13 protein-coding genes are annotated in these 17,188 nt (G+C 62.9%); 2 read left to right on the top strand and 11 right to left on the bottom strand.

The window, feature by feature from the left end:
- Positions 1-2: 2 nt before the first annotated feature.
- The 5 genes from urtD to ACX93L_RS02360 all read right to left on the bottom strand — a co-directional run bounded on the left by urtD (position 3) and on the right by ACX93L_RS02360 (position 5,950).
- Positions 3-755 carry an urea ABC transporter ATP-binding protein UrtD gene (gene urtD / locus ACX93L_RS02380; protein ID WP_459403348.1) on the bottom strand — a complete coding sequence of 251 codons (753 nt, stop codon included), beginning with the start codon at positions 753-755 and terminating at the stop codon, positions 3-5.
- 5 nt (positions 756-760) lie between these two features.
- Positions 761-1,933, bottom strand: a complete 1,173-nt coding sequence (gene urtC / locus ACX93L_RS02375; protein WP_459403347.1) for an urea ABC transporter permease subunit UrtC — start codon at positions 1,931-1,933, stop codon at positions 761-763.
- A complete protein-coding gene (gene urtB / locus ACX93L_RS02370) occupies positions 1,930-3,534 on the bottom strand; it encodes an urea ABC transporter permease subunit UrtB (RefSeq protein WP_459403346.1) in 1,605 nt (534 codons plus the stop codon). Before urtB ends, urtC begins: the two co-directional genes overlap by 4 nt.
- 207 nt (positions 3,535-3,741) lie before the next feature.
- Positions 3,742-5,031 (bottom strand): urea ABC transporter substrate-binding protein, encoded by a 1,290-nt coding sequence (gene urtA, locus ACX93L_RS02365; protein WP_459403345.1) that lies wholly within the window; start codon positions 5,029-5,031, stop codon positions 3,742-3,744.
- Positions 5,032-5,317: 286 nt separating this feature from the next.
- A complete protein-coding gene (locus ACX93L_RS02360; RefSeq protein WP_459404129.1) occupies positions 5,318-5,950 on the bottom strand; it encodes a TerC family protein in 633 nt (210 codons plus the stop codon).
- Between the two features lie 275 nt (positions 5,951-6,225).
- Here ACX93L_RS02360 and ACX93L_RS02355 point away from each other — a divergent pair, with 275 nt between their 5' ends.
- The gene (locus tag ACX93L_RS02355) at positions 6,226-9,615 is read left to right on the top strand and encodes a hybrid sensor histidine kinase/response regulator (RefSeq protein ID WP_459403344.1); all 3,390 of its coding nucleotides are present in this window, start codon (positions 6,226-6,228) and stop codon (positions 9,613-9,615) included.
- 22 nt (positions 9,616-9,637) lie between these two features.
- Entirely contained in the window at positions 9,638-10,531 is an 894-nt protein-coding gene (locus ACX93L_RS02350) for a response regulator (protein ID WP_459404128.1), read from the top strand.
- Between the two features lie 188 nt (positions 10,532-10,719).
- On the opposite strand, the gene ACX93L_RS02345 is transcribed toward ACX93L_RS02350, so the two are convergent.
- The 6 genes from ACX93L_RS02345 to livM all read right to left on the bottom strand — a co-directional run bounded on the left by ACX93L_RS02345 (position 10,720) and on the right by livM (position 17,184).
- Positions 10,720-12,366, bottom strand: a complete 1,647-nt coding sequence (locus ACX93L_RS02345) for an acyl-CoA synthetase (RefSeq protein WP_459403343.1) — start codon at positions 12,364-12,366, stop codon at positions 10,720-10,722.
- A gap of 192 nt (positions 12,367-12,558) precedes the next feature.
- Positions 12,559-13,677 carry a branched-chain amino acid ABC transporter substrate-binding protein gene (locus ACX93L_RS02340; protein ID WP_169586542.1) on the bottom strand — a complete coding sequence of 373 codons (1,119 nt, stop codon included), beginning with the start codon at positions 13,675-13,677 and terminating at the stop codon, positions 12,559-12,561.
- A 140-nt stretch (positions 13,678-13,817) separates the two neighbouring features.
- Complete coding sequence (locus tag ACX93L_RS02335) at positions 13,818-14,171, bottom strand: DUF6867 family protein (RefSeq protein ID WP_459403342.1); 354 nt, start codon at positions 14,169-14,171, stop codon at positions 13,818-13,820.
- Between the two features lie 21 nt (positions 14,172-14,192).
- Entirely contained in the window at positions 14,193-14,921 is a 729-nt protein-coding gene (locus tag ACX93L_RS02330; protein ID WP_459403341.1) for an ABC transporter ATP-binding protein, read from the bottom strand.
- Entirely contained in the window at positions 14,921-15,793 is an 873-nt protein-coding gene (locus ACX93L_RS02325) for an ABC transporter ATP-binding protein (protein WP_169586536.1), read from the bottom strand. The genes ACX93L_RS02330 and ACX93L_RS02325 overlap by 1 nt, the downstream gene beginning before the upstream one ends.
- A complete protein-coding gene (gene livM, locus ACX93L_RS02320) occupies positions 15,793-17,184 on the bottom strand; it encodes a high-affinity branched-chain amino acid ABC transporter permease LivM (RefSeq protein WP_459403340.1) in 1,392 nt (463 codons plus the stop codon). Before livM ends, ACX93L_RS02325 begins: the two co-directional genes overlap by 1 nt.
- Positions 17,185-17,188 lie beyond the last annotated feature (4 nt).

Below are 17,188 nucleotides of genomic sequence, written 5' to 3'. Positions count from 1 at the left end.
TTTTATCGTCCCAGATAGTTCTCGATCACCTTCGGATCGGCGGAGACGAAATCGATCGAGCCCTCGGCCAGCACCGAGCCTTCCGCAAGACATGTGACCTTGACCCCGAGATCGCGGATGAAGCCCATGTCGTGTTCGACGACGACCACCGAGCGGGTCTTGGCGATCTCCTTCAAGAGGATCGCCGTCTCCGCCGTCTCTGCATCGGTCATGCCGGCCACCGGCTCGTCGACCAGAAGCAGCTTGGGTTCCTGCGCGAGCAGCATGCCGATCTCCAGCCATTGCTTCTGGCCATGGCTGAGATTGGCGGCGAGGTCCTGGGCGCGAGCGGTCAGCCGCACCGTTTCGAGGATCTCCTCGATGCGCTGCTTGTCCTCCGCCGTCAGGCGGTAGAACAACGTGCCGAACACGCCGCGATCGCGGTTGAGCGCCAGTTCGAGATTGTCCCACACGGTATGGCTCTCGAACACGGTCGGCTTCTGGAACTTGCGGCCGATGCCGAGCTGGGCGATCTCGGCCTCGTCCTTCTTGGTCAGATCGACGTCGCCGTTGAAGAACACCTCGCCTTCGTCCGGCCGGGTCTTGCCGGTGATAATGTCCATCATCGTCGTCTTTCCGGCACCGTTCGGGCCGATGATGGCGCGAAGCTCGCCCGGCTCGACGACGAAGGACAGCGAGTTCAACGCCTTGAAGCCGTCGAAGGAGACGGACACGCCGTCGAGATAGAGGATGCTTGAAGGTTTCTTGTCGTTCATGACCATCACTCCGCCGCCTGGCCGACCGGCAGCGCCGCGTCGGATGTCTTGTCATTGTTGGCGGCATCGTCCGCCGCCTTACGCTCCCGGCGCACCGCCAGCCGCTGCTGGATCGTGCCGACCACGCCCTTGGGCAGGAACAGCGTCACGCCGATGAAGAGGCCTCCCAGCGCGAAAAGCCAGAGTTCCGGGAATGCGCCGGTGAAGTAGCTCTTGCCGGCATTGACCAGAAGTGCGCCGATGATCGGACCGATCAGCGTGCCGCGTCCGCCGACCGCGGTCCAGACCACGACCTCGATTGAATTGGCCGGCGCGAACTCGCCGGGATTGATGATGCCGACCTGTGGCACGAACAGCGCACCGGCGATGCCAGCCATCATGGCCGAGACGACGAAGGTGAAGAGCTTGATGTTTTCCACCCGGTAGCCGAGGAAGCGCACACGGCTTTCGGCATCGCGCACCCCGACCAGCACCTTGCCGAACTTGGAGCGGACAATCGCGGAGGCAAGGATCAGGCAGAGCGACAGCATGATCGCCGACAGGGCAAACAGCACGGCGCGCGTTCCGTCCGCCTGGACGTTGAAGCCGATGATCTCCTTGAAGTCGGTCAAGCCGTTATTGCCGCCGAAGCCCATATCGTTGCGGAAGAAGGCAAGCAGCAACGCATAGGTCATCGCCTGGGTGATGATCGACAGATAAACGCCGTTCACTCTGGAGCGGAAGGCGAACCAGCCAAAGACGAAGGCGAGCAGGCCGGGCACGACCAGCACCATGATCATGGCGAACCAGAACATGTCCATGCCATGCCAGAACCATGGCAGTTCCTTCCAGTTGAGGAACACCATGAAGTCGGGCAGGATTGGATTGCCGTAGACGCCGCGGCTTCCGATCTGCCGCATCAGATACATGCCCATGGCATAGCCGCCGAGCGCGAAGAAGGCGCCGTGGCCGAGCGAGAGGATCCCGCAATAACCCCAGACCAGGTCGAGCGCCAGCGCCAGCAGCGCATAGCAGAGATACTTGCCCATCAGCGAGACGGCATAGGTCGGGATATGAAGAAAGCTGCCCGGCGGGGTGAGCAGGTTGAGCGCCGGAACGAGGATCGCCACTCCGAGAAGCACGCCGACGGCAATGACGATCCGCCCTTCGAGTGCCCTGAAGATGAAGCCCGAGATCATGCTTCCACCGCCCTTCCCTTGAGCGCGAAGAGCCCGCGCGGACGTTTCTGGATGAAGAGGATGATCAGCACGAGCACGAGGATCTTGCCGAGCACAGCGCCGACCGAGGGTTCGAGGAACTTGTTGAGCACGCCGAGCGACAGTGCCCCGACCAGCGTGCCCCAGAGATTGCCCACCCCGCCGAACACCACGACCATGAAGCTGTCGATGATGTAGGCTTGGCCGAGGTTCGGCGAAACGTTGTCAATCTGGGAAAGGGCCACACCGGCGATACCGGCGATGCCGGAACCGAGCGCGAAGGTGAACGCATCGACCCACGGGGTGCGAATGCCCATCGACGACGCCATGCGGCGGTTCTGCGTGACGGCCCGCATTTCGAGGCCGAACGCCGAGCGCTTCATCAGCGCAAGCAGGGCGAAGAAGATCGACAGCGAAAACAGCACGATCCACAGCCGGTTCCAGGTAATCGTCAGCCCACCCAGCGCGAACGAGCCGGACATCCAGGACGGATTGCCGACCTCCTGGTTCGTCGGCCCGAAGATGGTACGGATCGACTGCTGCAGGATCAGCGAAATGCCCCAGGTGGCAAGCAGCGTCTCGAGCGGCCGGCCGTAGAGAAAGCGGATGACGCCGCGCTCGATGACAAGGCCGATCACCCCAGTGACGAGGAAGGCGACCGGCAGGGCGATAGCGAGCGACCAGTCGAACAGGCCCGGATAGGAGGTGCGGATCACCTGCTGGACCATGAAGGTGGAATAGGCGCCGATCATCACCATCTCGCCGTGGGCCATGTTGATGATACCCATGACGCCGAAGGTGATGGCAAGGCCGATGGCGGCCAGCAGCAGCACCGAGCCGAGCGAAATGCCATACCAGATGTTCTGGCCCGCATCCCACAGCGCCAGATCGCCTTCGATACCGGCGATTGCCTTGTCGAGATCGGGTTTCAGGCTCTCGCCGATCTTCGAGGACACGGTCATCAGGATGCCGATCGCCTCGCGCCCGCCAAGCGAGGCGACCCTGTCGATCGCGGCGCGCTTTTCCTCGACGGCACGGTCGGAGGCCAGCAGCGATACGGCGCGCGCCTCCTCCATGCGGGCCTTGACCTCGCTATCGGCTTCCTTCGCCAATGCCGCCTCGATGAGGGCGAGATTTTCCGCGCTCGGCGACTGCAGAACCTGTTGTGCCGCCTGGAGGCGCACCGACTTGTCGGGACTGAGCAGCGTCAGCCCACCAAGCGCCGAGCGGATCGCACGACGGAGATTGTTGTTGACCTTGATCTTGGTGAAGGCCGCCTTCGGCGCTTCGCCGAGGCTCTCGCCGGAAAGCGGATCGATCGCCGCAAGGTTGGAACCGGAGGCCTTTGTGATGACGACCACGCCGTCGGACTTGCGGACATAGAGCCCGCCTTCGGCAAAGGCCTCGAGCACGGGAACGACACGGGCATCGCCTGTCGCGGCGATTTGCGTCAGCAGTTCCTCGGCTTCCTTGAAATTCGCCTTGCCCAGCGCGTTGATGAGGTCCTTCGGATCGCTCTGCGCCAGGGAGGGCGCGGCGAAGGCGAGGAGCAGGATGAGTGATGAAATCAGACGAATGAGCATTCTCTTGTCCCCCGGATGGCGGGGCGGCGGGAGTTGTAAGCCCCTCATCCGCCTGCCGGCACCTTCTCCCCGCAGGCGGGGAGAAGGCAGGTGCGGCACCCTCTTCGCCTCCCCTGATCGTCGAGTGAAGCGTCAGACACATCCCCTCTCCCCGTTTACGGGGAGAGGGTTAGGGTGAGGGGCAATTGCCCCAATACCTCAGCGGCGTCAGCTACCCTTGCCGCCGCACTTGCCGGTGGCGACGTTGAAGTTGCCGCATTCCATCGGCTTGCGCCAATCGGAGATCAGGTCCTTCGAGTCGGGCAGGTAGTCTGACCATTCGTCGCCGACGACGGCCGGCGTTTCCTGGACGATCTCGAACTGGCCGTCGGCCTGGATTTCACCGATCAGCACCGGCTTGGTGATGTGGTGGTTCGGCATGACGGTCGAGGTGCCACCTGACAGGTTCGGAACGGCGACGCCGATGATGCTATCGAGCACGGCGTCCGTATCGGTGGTGCCGGCGGCCTCGACGGCCTTCACCCAGGCATTGAAGCCGATATAGGCGGCTTCCATCGGGTCGTTGGTCACGCGCTTGTCGTTCTTGGTGAAGCCGTGCCAGGTCTTGATGAACTCGGCGTTGACGTCGGCATCGACGGACTGGAAGTAGTTCCAGGCGGCGAGATGACCGACCAGCGGCGCGGTATCGAGACCGGCAAGCTCTTCCTCGCCGACCGAGAAGGCGACGACCGGAATGTCTTCCGCCTTGATGCCCTGGTTGCCGAGTTCCTTGTAGAAGGGAACGTTGGCGTCACCGTTGATGGTCGATACGACGGCGGTCTTCTTGCCGGCCGAGCCGAACTTCTTGATGTCGGAGACGATCGTCTGCCAGTCGGAATGGCCGAACGGCGTGTAGTTGATCATGATGTCCTCTTCGGCGACGCCCTTCGACATCAGATAGGCCTTGAGGATCTTGTTGGTCGTCTGCGGATAGACGTAGTCGGTGCCGGCAAGCACCCAGCGCTCGACGCCTTCCTCGGCGGCGAGATAGTCGACGGCCGGGATCGCCTGCTGGTTCGGCGCCGCACCCGTGTAGAAGATGTTGCGCGAGGATTCCTCACCCTCGTACTGGACCGGGTAGAAGAGGATCGAATTGAGCTCTTCGAACACCGGCAGGACCGACTTGCGCGACGAAGAGGTCCAGCAGCCAAACACGGCGGCGACCTTGTCCTGCGAAATCAGCTGGCGGGCCTTTTCGGCAAACAGCGGCCAGTCGGAGGCCGGGTCGACGACGACCGCCTCGAGCTTCTTGCCGAGAACGCCGCCCTTCTTGTTCTGCTCTTCGACCAGCATCAGCATGGCGTCCTTGAGCGTCGTTTCCGAGATCGCCATGGTGCCGGACAGCGAATGCAGCACGCCGATCTTGATCGTGTCGTCGGCGGCGAACGCGCCGCTGAATGCCGTCGTGGACAGCATGGCGCCGAGCAGCGCGCCGGTGAGTTTTGCCTTCATTGTCATCTGGTTGAACCCCTCTTCTTGTTCCCGCAACCGGTGGGTAAAGAAAACTCTAACCGTTGCTGAGAGGGACTATCCGATGGTGCGGCGCAAAACCGTATACGTCGTTTAACGTAGTCCCAGGGGTCAAAAGGGCGAAAGGCACGCAGGCGAGCCACTTGGAGGCCCAGACCACCGGTGGCCGAAAGCTGGTCCTCTCCACGAAAAAACGCCGGACTTCGGCAGGAAGCCCGGCGTTTCAGGATGTTCAGGTGTCGGAGGTTGTGCGCTGCCGGCTCAATCGGCAGGTTCAGCCAGCGATGCCGAGAAGGTGCGGCCAGACCTCGACGAAGCCGTGATAGATCATCATGACCGTCACATAGGCGATGACACCGAGGCCGACATAGGCGATCCAGCGGTGACGATGGAGCAGCCGGGCGACGAGGTTCGCGGCAAGGCCCATCAGCGCGATCGACAGGACGAGGCCGACGGCGAGGATGCTCGTGTGCTCCTTGGCCGCACCGGCAACGGCCAGCACGTTGTCGAGCGACATCGACACGTCCGCCACCACGATCTGGATCGCGGCCTGCAGGAAGGTCTTTTCCTTCACGGTGAATTCGGTGTCGTCGGTCTCACCCTGCTTGTGCGGTTCGTGGGCGACGACGCGCAATTCGCTCCACATCTTCCAGCACACCCAGGCGAGCAGCAGGCCGCCGAGTAGCTGCAGCCCCACCATGTTCAGCAGGTAGGCTGTGATCGTGGCAAAGCCGATGCGCAGAACGGTCGCGGCCAGGATGCCGACCAGGATGGCCTTGCGGCGCTGGGCGTCCGGCAGACCGGCGGCCGCCATACCGATGACGATTGCGTTGTCGCCGGCCAGAACCAGGTCGATCGCGATCACCTGAAACAGGGCGACAAGCCCGGCGGCGGTAAAGATTTCCATCATGACAGTTGGTCCGTCCCCACGTTTCAACAGAATAGGGTCACTCGTTACAGTCTGGGTGCCCGGACGCAAAAGGAAAAACGTGGCTAGGAAGTTCCTCTCCGCAATTTTCCGCTCGCCGGAAATGAAAATTCGGCTTTCGCCGATTGGCCAGACGACCCGAATGGGACTTTGCGGCACGGTCTTCGAAAACCACGCGCCCCCTTGCATTTCCCGCCATTCCCGCGAAGATGCCTATTCTGCAATCATTATATCCAGGGCGCTAGAAATTAGGCATGGCCGCACGGCAACGCATCATCCCGGTTCGGCGCGAATACAATCGCTGGGTCGCCAACCAGACGCTGGAAGACTATGCGCTCCGGTTCACCGCCAAGGGTGCCCGCCAGTTCTCCTCGAGCCGCATCTCGCAGACAGCGATCGGCGCCATCTCCTTTCTGGCGCTGGAGGCGATCGGCGGCACGATCACGCTCTCCTACGGCACGACCAATGCCTTCTTCGCCATTGTCGCCGCGGCCGTCCTGATGCTACTGGTCGGCCTGCCGATCAGCCGTTATGCCATCCGCCACGGTGTCGACATCGACCTGCTCACCCGCGGCGCCGGCTTCGGCTATATCGGCTCCACCATCACCTCGCTGATCTATGCGAGTTTCACCTTCATGCTGTTCGCGATCGAGGCCTCGATCATGACCGGCGCACTGGAGCTCGCCTTCGGCATTCCGCTGTGGATCGGCTACATCATCTCCGCCCTAGTGGTGATCCCGCTGGTCACCTACGGCGTCAGGCTGATCTCGAAATTCCAGCTTCTGACCCAGCCTTTCTGGATCGTGCTCAACATCCTGCCCTTCGTCTTCATCGCGATGCTCGACTGGGAAAAGATCGACCTGTGGCGGGCCTTTGCCGGGATCGGCCATTCCAATGCCCAGGCCGGCGGCACGGCACCCTTCGACCTTCTGGAGTTCGGTGCGGCCTCGGCCGTGATCCTTGCCTTGATGCCGCAGATCGGCGAGCAGGTCGACTTCCTGCGCTTCCTGCCGCCGGAAGGCGGGCGCAAGCTGCGCCATCGCCTCGCCGTCTTCCTCGCAGGCTCCGGCTGGGTGGTGCTGGGGGTCCCGAAACTGCTGGCCGGCTCCTTCCTTGCCGTGCTGACGCTTTCGACCGGCGTCCCGGCCCGCGAGGCGGCCGATCCGGCCCACATGTATTTGGCCGCCTTCGGCTACATGATCCCGAACGAGACCGCGGCCATGCTGCTGATGGCCTGCTTCGTCGTCGTCTCGCAGCTGAAGATCAACGTGATGAACGCCTATGCGGGGTCGCTCGCCTGGTCGAACTTCTTTTCGCGCCTCACCCACAGCCACCCGGGCCGCGTCGTCTGGCTGGTCTTCAACGTGGCGATCGCCCTGCTCTTGATGGAGCTCGGAATCTACCGGCTCCTCGAGGAGACGCTCGGTATCTTCTCGATCATCGCGATGGCATGGCTCTGCACCATTTCGGCAGACCTCTTCGTCAACAAGACGCTTGGCCTTGCGCCACCGGGCATCGAGTTCAAGCGTGCCCATCTCTACGACATCAACCCGGTGGGCTGCGGCACGCTGCTTCTCTCTGCCGGCGTCGCACTTGCGGCCCATTTCGGCCTGTTCGGCGCGCTGATGGCGTCGCTTGCGACCTATGTCACGCTCATCGCCTTCCTGATCTCGCCGCTGATCGCCTGGGCGACGAAGGGTAAGTTCTACCTCGCCCGCAAGCCGCGCCACAGCTGGAAGAACCTAACCTCCATCACCTGCTCGATCTGCGAACATCCGTTCGAGCCGGAAGACATGGCCTGGTGCCCGGCCTATGCCGCGCCGATCTGCTCGCTGTGCTGCTCGCTCGACAGCCGCTGCCACGACATGTGTAAGCCGCAGGCGAAGCTCGATGCCCAGACCGCCTTCGTCGCGGCGCGCATCCTGCCGCCATCGGCCCTCGCCTGGCTCTCCACCCGTCTCGGGCGTTACGCGATCACCGCCGTCGTCGCCGTCTCGCTGATCGGCGCGATCCTCGCGCTCATCGCCCACCAGGTCGCGACCGCCTCGCCGGAAACGGCGGAGGTGGTGAACCGCACGGTGCTGATCGTCTTCTTCGTCTTTTCGGTGATCTCCGGCGTCGCAAGCTGGTTCTACGTCCTTGCCCATGACAGCCGCGTGGTGGCGGAGGAAGAATCCTCCCGCCAGAACACGCTGCTGCTCAAAGAGATCGCCGCCCACCGTAAGACCGACGCGGCCCTGCAGACCGCCAAGGAAACGGCCGAAGCCGCCAACCGGGCAAAGAGCCGCTATGTCGTCGGCCTCTCCCACGAACTGCGCACCCCACTCAACGCGGTGCTCGGCTATGCGCAGATCCTCGAGCGCGACGAGACGATCCCGCCCCAGCGTCAGTCGGCCATCAAGGTCATCCGTCGTTCGGCCGACCATCTGTCCGGCCTGATCGACGGGCTGCTCGACATCTCGAAGATCGAGGCAGGCCGTCTCCAGGTCTTTTCCAACGAGCTGAACATCCAGGACTTCCTCGACCAGCTCATCGACATGTTCGCCCCCCAGGCGGCTGCCAAGGGACTCGCCTTCGAGCATGACCGGTCGCGCAGCCTGCCCCAATATGTCCGCACCGACGAAAAGCGTCTGCGACAGATCCTCGTCAACCTGCTGTCCAATGCCATCAAGTTCACCGAGGAAGGCACGATCCGCTTCGATGTCGGCTATCGCAGCCAGGTGGCGACCTTCACCGTGTCCGATACCGGCGCCGGGATTTCGGAGAAGGACCTGAAACGCATCTACGAACCCTTCCAGCGCGGCGAGGCCGACAATATCCGCCCCCGCCCCGGCCTCGGCCTCGGGCTGACCATCACCAAGCTCCTGACCAACACGCTCGGCGGCGAAATCTCCGTGGTGAGCGAACGCGACCAGGGCTCGACCTTCAAGGTACGGCTGATGCTCTCGGCAATCGATCGGCCGAGCACGGCGCCGGCGGCCGAACGCCGGATTGTCTCCTACACCGGGCCTCGCCGGACGATCGTCGTCGTCGACGACAACGAGGATCACCGCGACCTGATGCGCGAGGTGCTGGCGCCACTCGATTTCGTCGTGCTGACCGCCGCCGGCGGGCCGGAATGCCTGACGCTCATCGAGGGTGTGCGGCCTGATCTCTTTCTTGTCGACATATCCATGCCAGGCATGAACGGCTGGCAGCTGGTGGAGAAGCTGCGCGACGCCGGCCAGACCGCCCCGATCATCATGCTCTCGGCCAATATCGGCGACGCACCCGGCCCCGGCGGGGAAGGTCACGACGACGCAATCGCCAAGCCGGTCAACGTCAAGCGCCTGCGCGACAAGCTCGCGATGTATCTCGGCCTCGACTGGGTCTATGCCGACGAGCAGGCAGCCGCAGCCCCACCCCCGCCGTCGCGCCGGGAACCGCCTGCCTCGCCAGGTGCCACGCATGTCGCCGAGCTATCGCGACTGAGCGAAATCGGCTATGTGCGCGGCATCGAAGCGAAGCTTGCCGATCTTGCGAGACAGGGGGAGAACAGCGCCTTCGTCGAAACCTCGCGCGGCTTTGTCCAGGCCTTCGACATGACCGGCTTTGCAGCCTTCTTGAGAGAGTTCGACACCTTGGGGGAAGAGAGCCGTGGCTGACGCCAACCGCCCGCGCGACATCATGCTGCTCGTCGATGATAGTCCCGAGACGCTCGGCTTCCTGACCGATGCGCTCGAACAGTCAGGCCTCTCGGTGCTGATCGCCACCTCCGGCCAGGTTGCCCTGTCGATCGTCGACCGCGTCAGCCCCGACCTCATCCTGCTCGACGCGGTGATGCCGGGCATGGACGGTTTCGAGACCTGCCGCCGGCTGAAGGCGAACCCCGCTGTCGCCCAGGTCCCAGTCATCTTCATGACCGGGCTGACCGAGACCGAGCACGTCGTCCATGCGCTCGATTCGGGCGGCGTCGACTACCTCACCAAGCCGATCAACATCGACGAACTGCGCGCCCGCATCCGCGTGCATCTGTCGAATGCGCGTTCCGCCCAGAGCGCCCGCGTTGCACTGGATGCGGCAGGTCGCCATCTGTTGGCCGTCCGGGGCGACGGGGCGATCCACTGGTCGACCCCCCAGGCTGCCCGCCTGGCGGACAGCGCCACCGGCACCGCCGAGGGGCTCGACCTTGTCGCCGGAGCGGTCGGCGCGTGGCTTGCCCGGCGCGACACGATCCCCGCGGTCTCCGACGCGGGGCTTTCCTACACCCCTGCCGGCGGTGCGGAACTGCATCTCGCCTTTCTCGGCACCATTGGGCCGGACGAGTTCCTGTTCCGCCTGACGGTGGCCGACCGCCGCAGCGCGGACGAGGCTTTGCGCGGCCATTTCGGCCTCACCCAGCGGGAAGCCGAAGTGTTGATGTGGATCGCCAAGGGCAAGGCCAATCGCGACATCGCCGACATTCTCGGCCTGTCGGCGCGCACGGTGAACAAGCACTTGGAACAGATCTACGTGAAGCTCGGCGTCGAAAACCGCGCCTCCGCCGCGGTCAAGGCGGCGAATGTGCTTCATGTCGATTGAAGGCCGGCGCTAGCCGATCTGCCCGTCACCCCGACTCTCTCCCCGCCCGCGAGCAGAGGAAAGCCGACGCGGCGCTGTGGCTATCCCCTCTCCCCGCATGCGGGGGCCCGAGGGACGGGTCGAGACACGCGGCTCGACCCCGGTCGGGTCAGGGTGAAGGGCAAATGTCTCCGCGTGGGGCCGGCCGCCTAAAGCGCCTTGGCTTTCTCGCGCAGTACGTATTTCTGGATCTTGCCGGTCGAGGTCTTCGGCAGCGGGCCGAACACCACGGTCTTCGGTGCCTTGAAATGCGCCATGTTGGCCCGGCAGAACGCGATCAGCTCCTGCTCGGTCACCGTCGATCCCGGCTTCAGCCCGACGAAGGCGCACGGCGTCTCGCCCCATTTCTCGTCGGGCCGCGCCACGATCGCCGCTTCCATGACGGCCGGGTGGCGGTAGAGCACGCCCTCGACCTCGATCGAGGAGATGTTCTCGCCGCCGGAGATGATGATGTCCTTCGACCGGTCCTTGATCTCGATATAGCCGTCTGGATGGCAGACGGCGAGGTCACCGGAATGGAACCAGCCGCCCGCAAAGGCCTTGGCCGACGAGGACGGGTTCTTGAGATAGCCGCGCATGACGTTGTTGCCGCGGAAGAAGATTTCCCCCATCGTCTCGCCGTCGCTCGGAACCGGCTCCAGCGTCTCCGGATCGGCGACCATCAGGCCGTCGAGCACCGAGTAGCGCACGCCCTGGCGGGCCTTGAGGCGCGCCTTCTCGGAAATATCGAGATCGTTCCACTCGTCATGCCAGGCGCAGACGACCGCCGGCCCGTAGGTTTCGGTGAGGCCGTAGGCGTGCGTCACTTCGAAGCCCATCGCCTCCATCGATTCGATAACGGCAGCAGGCGGGGCTGCACCCGCGGTCATGACGCTCACCTTGTGCTCGATCCCGGCCTTGACGTCGTCCGGAGCATGGGCGAGCAGGTTGAGCACGATCGGCGCGCCGCAGAAATGCGTGACCTTCTCGCGCTTGATCAGGTCATAGATCGGCTCGACACGCACGGCGCGCAGACAGACGGAGATGCCGGCGGCCGCCGCGATCGTCCAGGGGAAGCACCAGCCGTTGCAATGGAACATCGGCAGGGTCCAGAGGTAGACCGGGTGGTTCGCCATGTTCCACGTCAGGATGTTGCCGATTGCGTTGAGATAGGCGCCGCGGTGATGGTAGACGACACCCTTCGGGTCGCCGGTGGTGCCCGAGGTATAGTTGAGGCTGATCGCGTCCCATTCGTCGGCCGGCCGTTCCCAGCGGAAATCGGGCGTGCCCTCCTCCAGAAGGTCGTCATAGGTGGCCGCGCCCAAGCGGTGGCCGCCCTCGAAATCGGGATCGAGGATGTCGATCATCTCGATCGGGCGCCCCGCGATATGCACGGCGCGCTCCGCGACGTCGGAAAACTCCGGATCGACGATCAGCATGCGGGCTTCGCCATGGTTCAGGATGAAGCCGATCGCCTCGGCATCGAGGCGGGTATTGATCGCGTTGAGCACCGCGCCGACCATCGGAACCGCAAAATGCAGCTCGAACATTTCCGGGATGTTGGCCGCGATGACGGCGACGGTATCACCCTTGCCGATGCCGCGAGCGGACAGGGAGCTGGCCAGCCGGCGGACACGATCATAGGTCTGCGCCCAGTTGCGCCGAACCTCGCCATAGACCACGGCAGTGCGTCCCGGATAGACGAACGCGGCACGCTCGATGAAGCTCAGCGGCGTCATCTGCGAATAGTTCGCGGTGTTCTTGTCGAGTTCGCGGTCGTAAATGCCCTCGCCGGCCGCAGTGACGAAACCTTGCATGATGATCGATCCTCCCAGTTCTTAAAGCGGGAGGCAGTATTACCGAAACCATCCGCATCGCAATCGCAAATTGCCGTGCATGCGACGAAGGACGAAGACGCCTTGGGAAAGGCCCCGAAACGCAGATGGCCCGGCTGAGAGCCGGGCCATCCGATGCAAGTCTGCATTCCGGCCGCTGAACGGCCGAGACGATTACTTGTTCTGCAGGTAGGTGTACTTGCCGTCGGCACCCTTCTGCCAGGTGTACATGACGTAGTCCGGACGGGTGATGTCGCCCTTTTCGTTGAAGCTCAGCTCGCCGATAACGGTCGTGTACGGACCCTTTTCCTTGAGAGCGGCAGCAACGGCTTCCGGATCGTTCGAGCCGGCCTTCTTGGCGGCGTCGGCGATGACCTGGAGAGCAGCGTAGGAGTACAGCGTGTAGGCTTCCGGCTCGAAGCCAGCGTCGCGGAACTTCTTGACGGCATCAGCAGCGTTCGGGTTCAGGCGCGGATCCGGCGGGAAGGTCATGAGCGTGCCGTTGACTGCGTCGCCAGCGATCGAAGCAAGTTCGTTCGAGGTGATGCCGTCGCCCGACATCATGACAGCCTTCAGGCCCTGGTCGGCCATCTGACGCATGATCAGGCCAGCTTCGGTGTGCAGACCGCCGAAGTAAACGAGCGTAACGCCGGCTTCCTTCATCTTGGCGATCAGAGCCGAGTAGTCCTTGTCGCCGGCGGTGATGCCTTCGTACATGACTTCGGTTACGCCGAGGGCGTTCATAGCCTTCTTGGTTTCGTCGGCGAGACCCTGACCATAGGGGGTCTTGTCGTGAACGACAGCAACCTTGCCGTCCTTGAAGTTGTCGGAGATGTACTTGCCGGCAACTTCGCCCTGCTGGTCGTCACGACCGCAGACGCGGAAGGTGTTCCACATGCCGCGCTCGGTGAAGGTCGGGTTGGTAGCGGCCGGGGTGACTTCGAGGATGCCGTTTTCGGCATAGATTTCCGAAGCCGGGATCGAAACGCCCGAGTTGAAGTGACCGACGACGAACTTGACGCCGTCAGCAGCGAACTTGTTGGCAACCGAAACGCCCTGCTTGGCGTCGGAAACGTCGTCGCCGAGGACGATCTTGACCTGTTCGCCGTTGATGCCGCCAGCTGCGTTGATGTCGGCAGCAGCCTGTTCAGCACCCTTCTGGAGCTGCGCGCCGAAAGCGGCGTTCGGGCCGGTCATCGGGCCGCCGACGCCGACCAGCAGGTCAGCCCAAGCGGTGCCGCTGAAGGCAACCATTGCCGTCAGCGCCACGGCCGAAAGAAGAGACTTCTTCATATTGTTACTCCCAATTTTTTAAGTGGGTTAGGTTTCGAAAACCCTGCGCAATACCCACCATGACTGCGCCGGAAAAGCTGTTCCACTCTTTTGAAAGCTCACGCTCTTGCCGCCAATCTGCGACAAGAAAAACGCGGCTGTCAATCTTTCTTCTTCCACGAGAAGGCCGAGGTCTTCTCGTAAAGCCAATAGTAGTTATTGACCATCTGGGTCGTGCGCCGAGTCCGGAAGCCGGCAGTCGAAAACACGAGCAAAATCAACACGTCGATGCCGTAGAGCAGCGGGCTGATCATCGGCCCCTGGAACAGCGCGAAGTGCAGGAAACGCAACACGACGCCGAGCAGCAGCGTGTAGATCACAACGGTCGGAAAGCCGTGCCAGCCCTCCGCCACTGCCTTGCCCGTACGCCACGCGGTCCAGAAACCGAGCAGCAGGACGAGGAAGCGCAGGACGTAGCGGACGCCGGTATCGGTTTCGAAAAACAAGCCTTGCATATTCTTAATCCCCTCGCGCGCTCAGTGGTGGCCGCCTTCGAGATAGGCCGCCCGAACGGACGGATCGGCGAGCAGTTCCTTGCCGGTTCCGCTCATGGTGACCTTCCCGTTGACCATGACATAGGCACGGTCGGAGAGCTTGAGCGCCGCGAAGGCGTTCTGCTCGACGAGGAACACGGTGAGCCCCTCTTCCTTGTTGAGCTTCTTGATCGCCTCGAAGATGCCCTTGACGATCAGCGGCGCAAGGCCGAGCGACGGCTCGTCGAGAAGCAGCAGCTTCGGGCGTGCCATCAGCGCGCGGCCGATGGAAAGCATCTGCTGCTCGCCACCCGACAGCGTACCGCCGCGCTGGCTCTGGCGTTCCTTGAGGCGCGGGAAGAGCGCGAAGATCTTTTCGACGTCCTCTTGGAAATATTTCAGGTTATCGAGCCCGGCGCCCATCTGGAGGTTTTCCATGACGGTCATACGCGGGAAGATACGGCGACCTTCCGGCGACTGGGCGATACGGCGACGTGCGATCAGGTGCGTCGGCATCTTGGTGATGTCGGTACCGTCGAAGGTCACCGTGCCGGCGCGTGCCTGCGGGCTGCCGCAGATGGTCATCATCAGCGTCGACTTGCCGGCGCCGTTGGCGCCGATCAGGCTGACGATTTCCCCCTGGTGGACTTCCACGTCCACGCCGCCAAGCGCGCGGATGTTGCCGTAATAGGTTTCGACACCCTGTACCTTGAGAAGCGGTTCAGCGGACATCAGTTCTGCCCTCCCTGAACGACTTCGACTTCGTGGATTGCTTCATCCAATTCTTCGTCCTCGACACCCAGATAAGCGGCGATCACCTTCGGGTCGTTCTTTACGTGGTCCGGCGTACCGTCGGAGATCTTCTGCCCGTATTCGAGCACGACGACGTGATCCGAGATTTCCATGACGACGGACATGTCGTGCTCGATCAGGAGCAGCGAGGTGCCCTCGTCGCGAATGCTGCGCAACAGCGTGTTGAGCGCGAGCGATTCCTTCGGGTTCAGGCCGGCGGCCGGTTCGTCGAGGCAAAGCAGCTCGGGACCGGTGCACATGGCACGGCAGATTTCGAGACGGCGCTGGGCGCCGTAGGGAAGATCACCCGCCGGATCGTCGGCACGATCGATGAGATCGGCCTTTTCCAGCCAGTACTTGGCCTTTTCGATCGCCTCGGCGGCGGCGCGCTTGTAGGCGGGCAGTCCGAGCAGACCGAGAATGGTGTAGCCGGAGGCCTTCATCAGCGCGTTGTGCTGGGCGACCAGCAGGTTTTCCAGAACGGTGAGGCCCGAGAACAGGCGGATGTTCTGGAAGGTACGTGCGACCTTCGCCTTCTTGGTGATCTCGAAGTCGGGCAGACGTTCCAGCAGATGCTGGGTGCCGTCCTTCTGGTTCATCGTGATCATGCCCATCGTCGGCTTGTAGAAGCCGGTGATGCAGTTGAAGACGGTGGTCTTGCCTGCCCCGTTCGGGCCGATCAGCGCGGTGATCTCGCCGCGCTTGGCCTCGAAGGAGAAGTCGTTGATGGCCATCAGGCCGCCGAACTTCATCGAGAGATGTTCGACCTTGAGGAGCGTGTCGTTCGTCATCGTTGTGTTTCCGGAAGTCATCAGCCGTGACCTTCCTTGGTAAAGCTTCCCGAGACAGCCTTGCTCTCCTTGAGGAAGGCGGTCGGTTGACGCGAGCCGACGAAACCGCGCGGCTTGAACAGCATGACCACGATCATGGCGAGGCCGAACAGCAGCATGCGGTAGAGTTCCGGCGTGAAGTCAGGCCCGAAGACATGCTTCAGGAACTCCATTTCGCGCAGCAGCTCGGTACCGCCGACCATTACCACCGCCGCGACGGCGATACCGGTCAGCGAGCCCATGCCGCCGAGAACGACGATGGCGAGGATGACGGCCGATTCCAGGAAGACGAAGCTTTCCGGAGACACGAAACCCTGGCGGGCGGCGAAGAACGAGCCGGCGAAGCCGCCGAACATCGCGCCGATGGCAAAGGCAGTCAGCTTGGTCGTCACCGTGTTGATGCCGAGCGAACGGCAGGCGATCTCGTCTTCACGAAGCGCTTCCCAGGCACGGCCGATCGGCATGCGACGCAGGCGGATCGTGACGTAGGCGGTCAGCAGGCAGAGTGCCAGGATCAAATAGAAGAGGAAGATCTTGTAGTAGCCGGCCGACATCGGCAGACCGAACATCTTGGCAAAGCCGGTCGGCGACGCGTCGAACTTGATGCCGAACAGCGTGGCCTTCGGAATGCTGGAGATGCCGAACGTACCCTTGGTGACATCGGTCCAGTTGATGAGAACCAGACGGATAATTTCCCCGAAGGCGAGCGTAACGATCGCCAGGTAGTCGCCACGCAGACGCAGCACCGGGAAGCCGAGGATGATGCCCCAGAAAGCGGCAAGGATACCCGACAGCGGCAGCAGGACCCAGAACGACAGGCCGAAATGCTGCGAAAGGAGCGCGTAGGAATAGGCGCCGACCGCGTAGAAGGCGACATAACCGAGGTCGAGAAGGCCGGCGAGGCCGACGACGATGTTCAAACCCCAGGCCAGCATAACGTAGATGAGGATCTGGATGCCGAAGTTGTCGACATATTTCAGCGCGCCCTGCGTACCGGCGAGCCAGACAACGACGACCGGATAGAGAACGAGGGCAAGCAGCGCGATCTTCAGGAAATGCTGGTGGAAGAACGAGGGCTTGGCCTCGATGTCATGCACCGGCATCTGCGAGCGGCGTTCCTTGCGGATATGGATCCACGGCTGCAGGAAGCCGACGATCAGGAAGCGACCGACCGCTGCGATGGCCACGAAGACGGCCAGCAGCCCCCAGCGCGGATACCAGATCAGCGCATTGCTGATATCCTGGTCGGTCTTGATGCCGACATAGAGGATGAACAGGCCAAGCGCGAGAACGCCCGCGAAAAGGCCTTCCTTGAGCGCACGCGCAAGGGTTCCGGATTGAGACGTGCCGGTCACGTTTGCAGGATTTGTCATTGGA

The organism is Rhizobium sp. CAU 1783, assembly GCF_054551725.1.
This window is presented reverse-complemented; position numbering and strand designations above follow the sequence as displayed.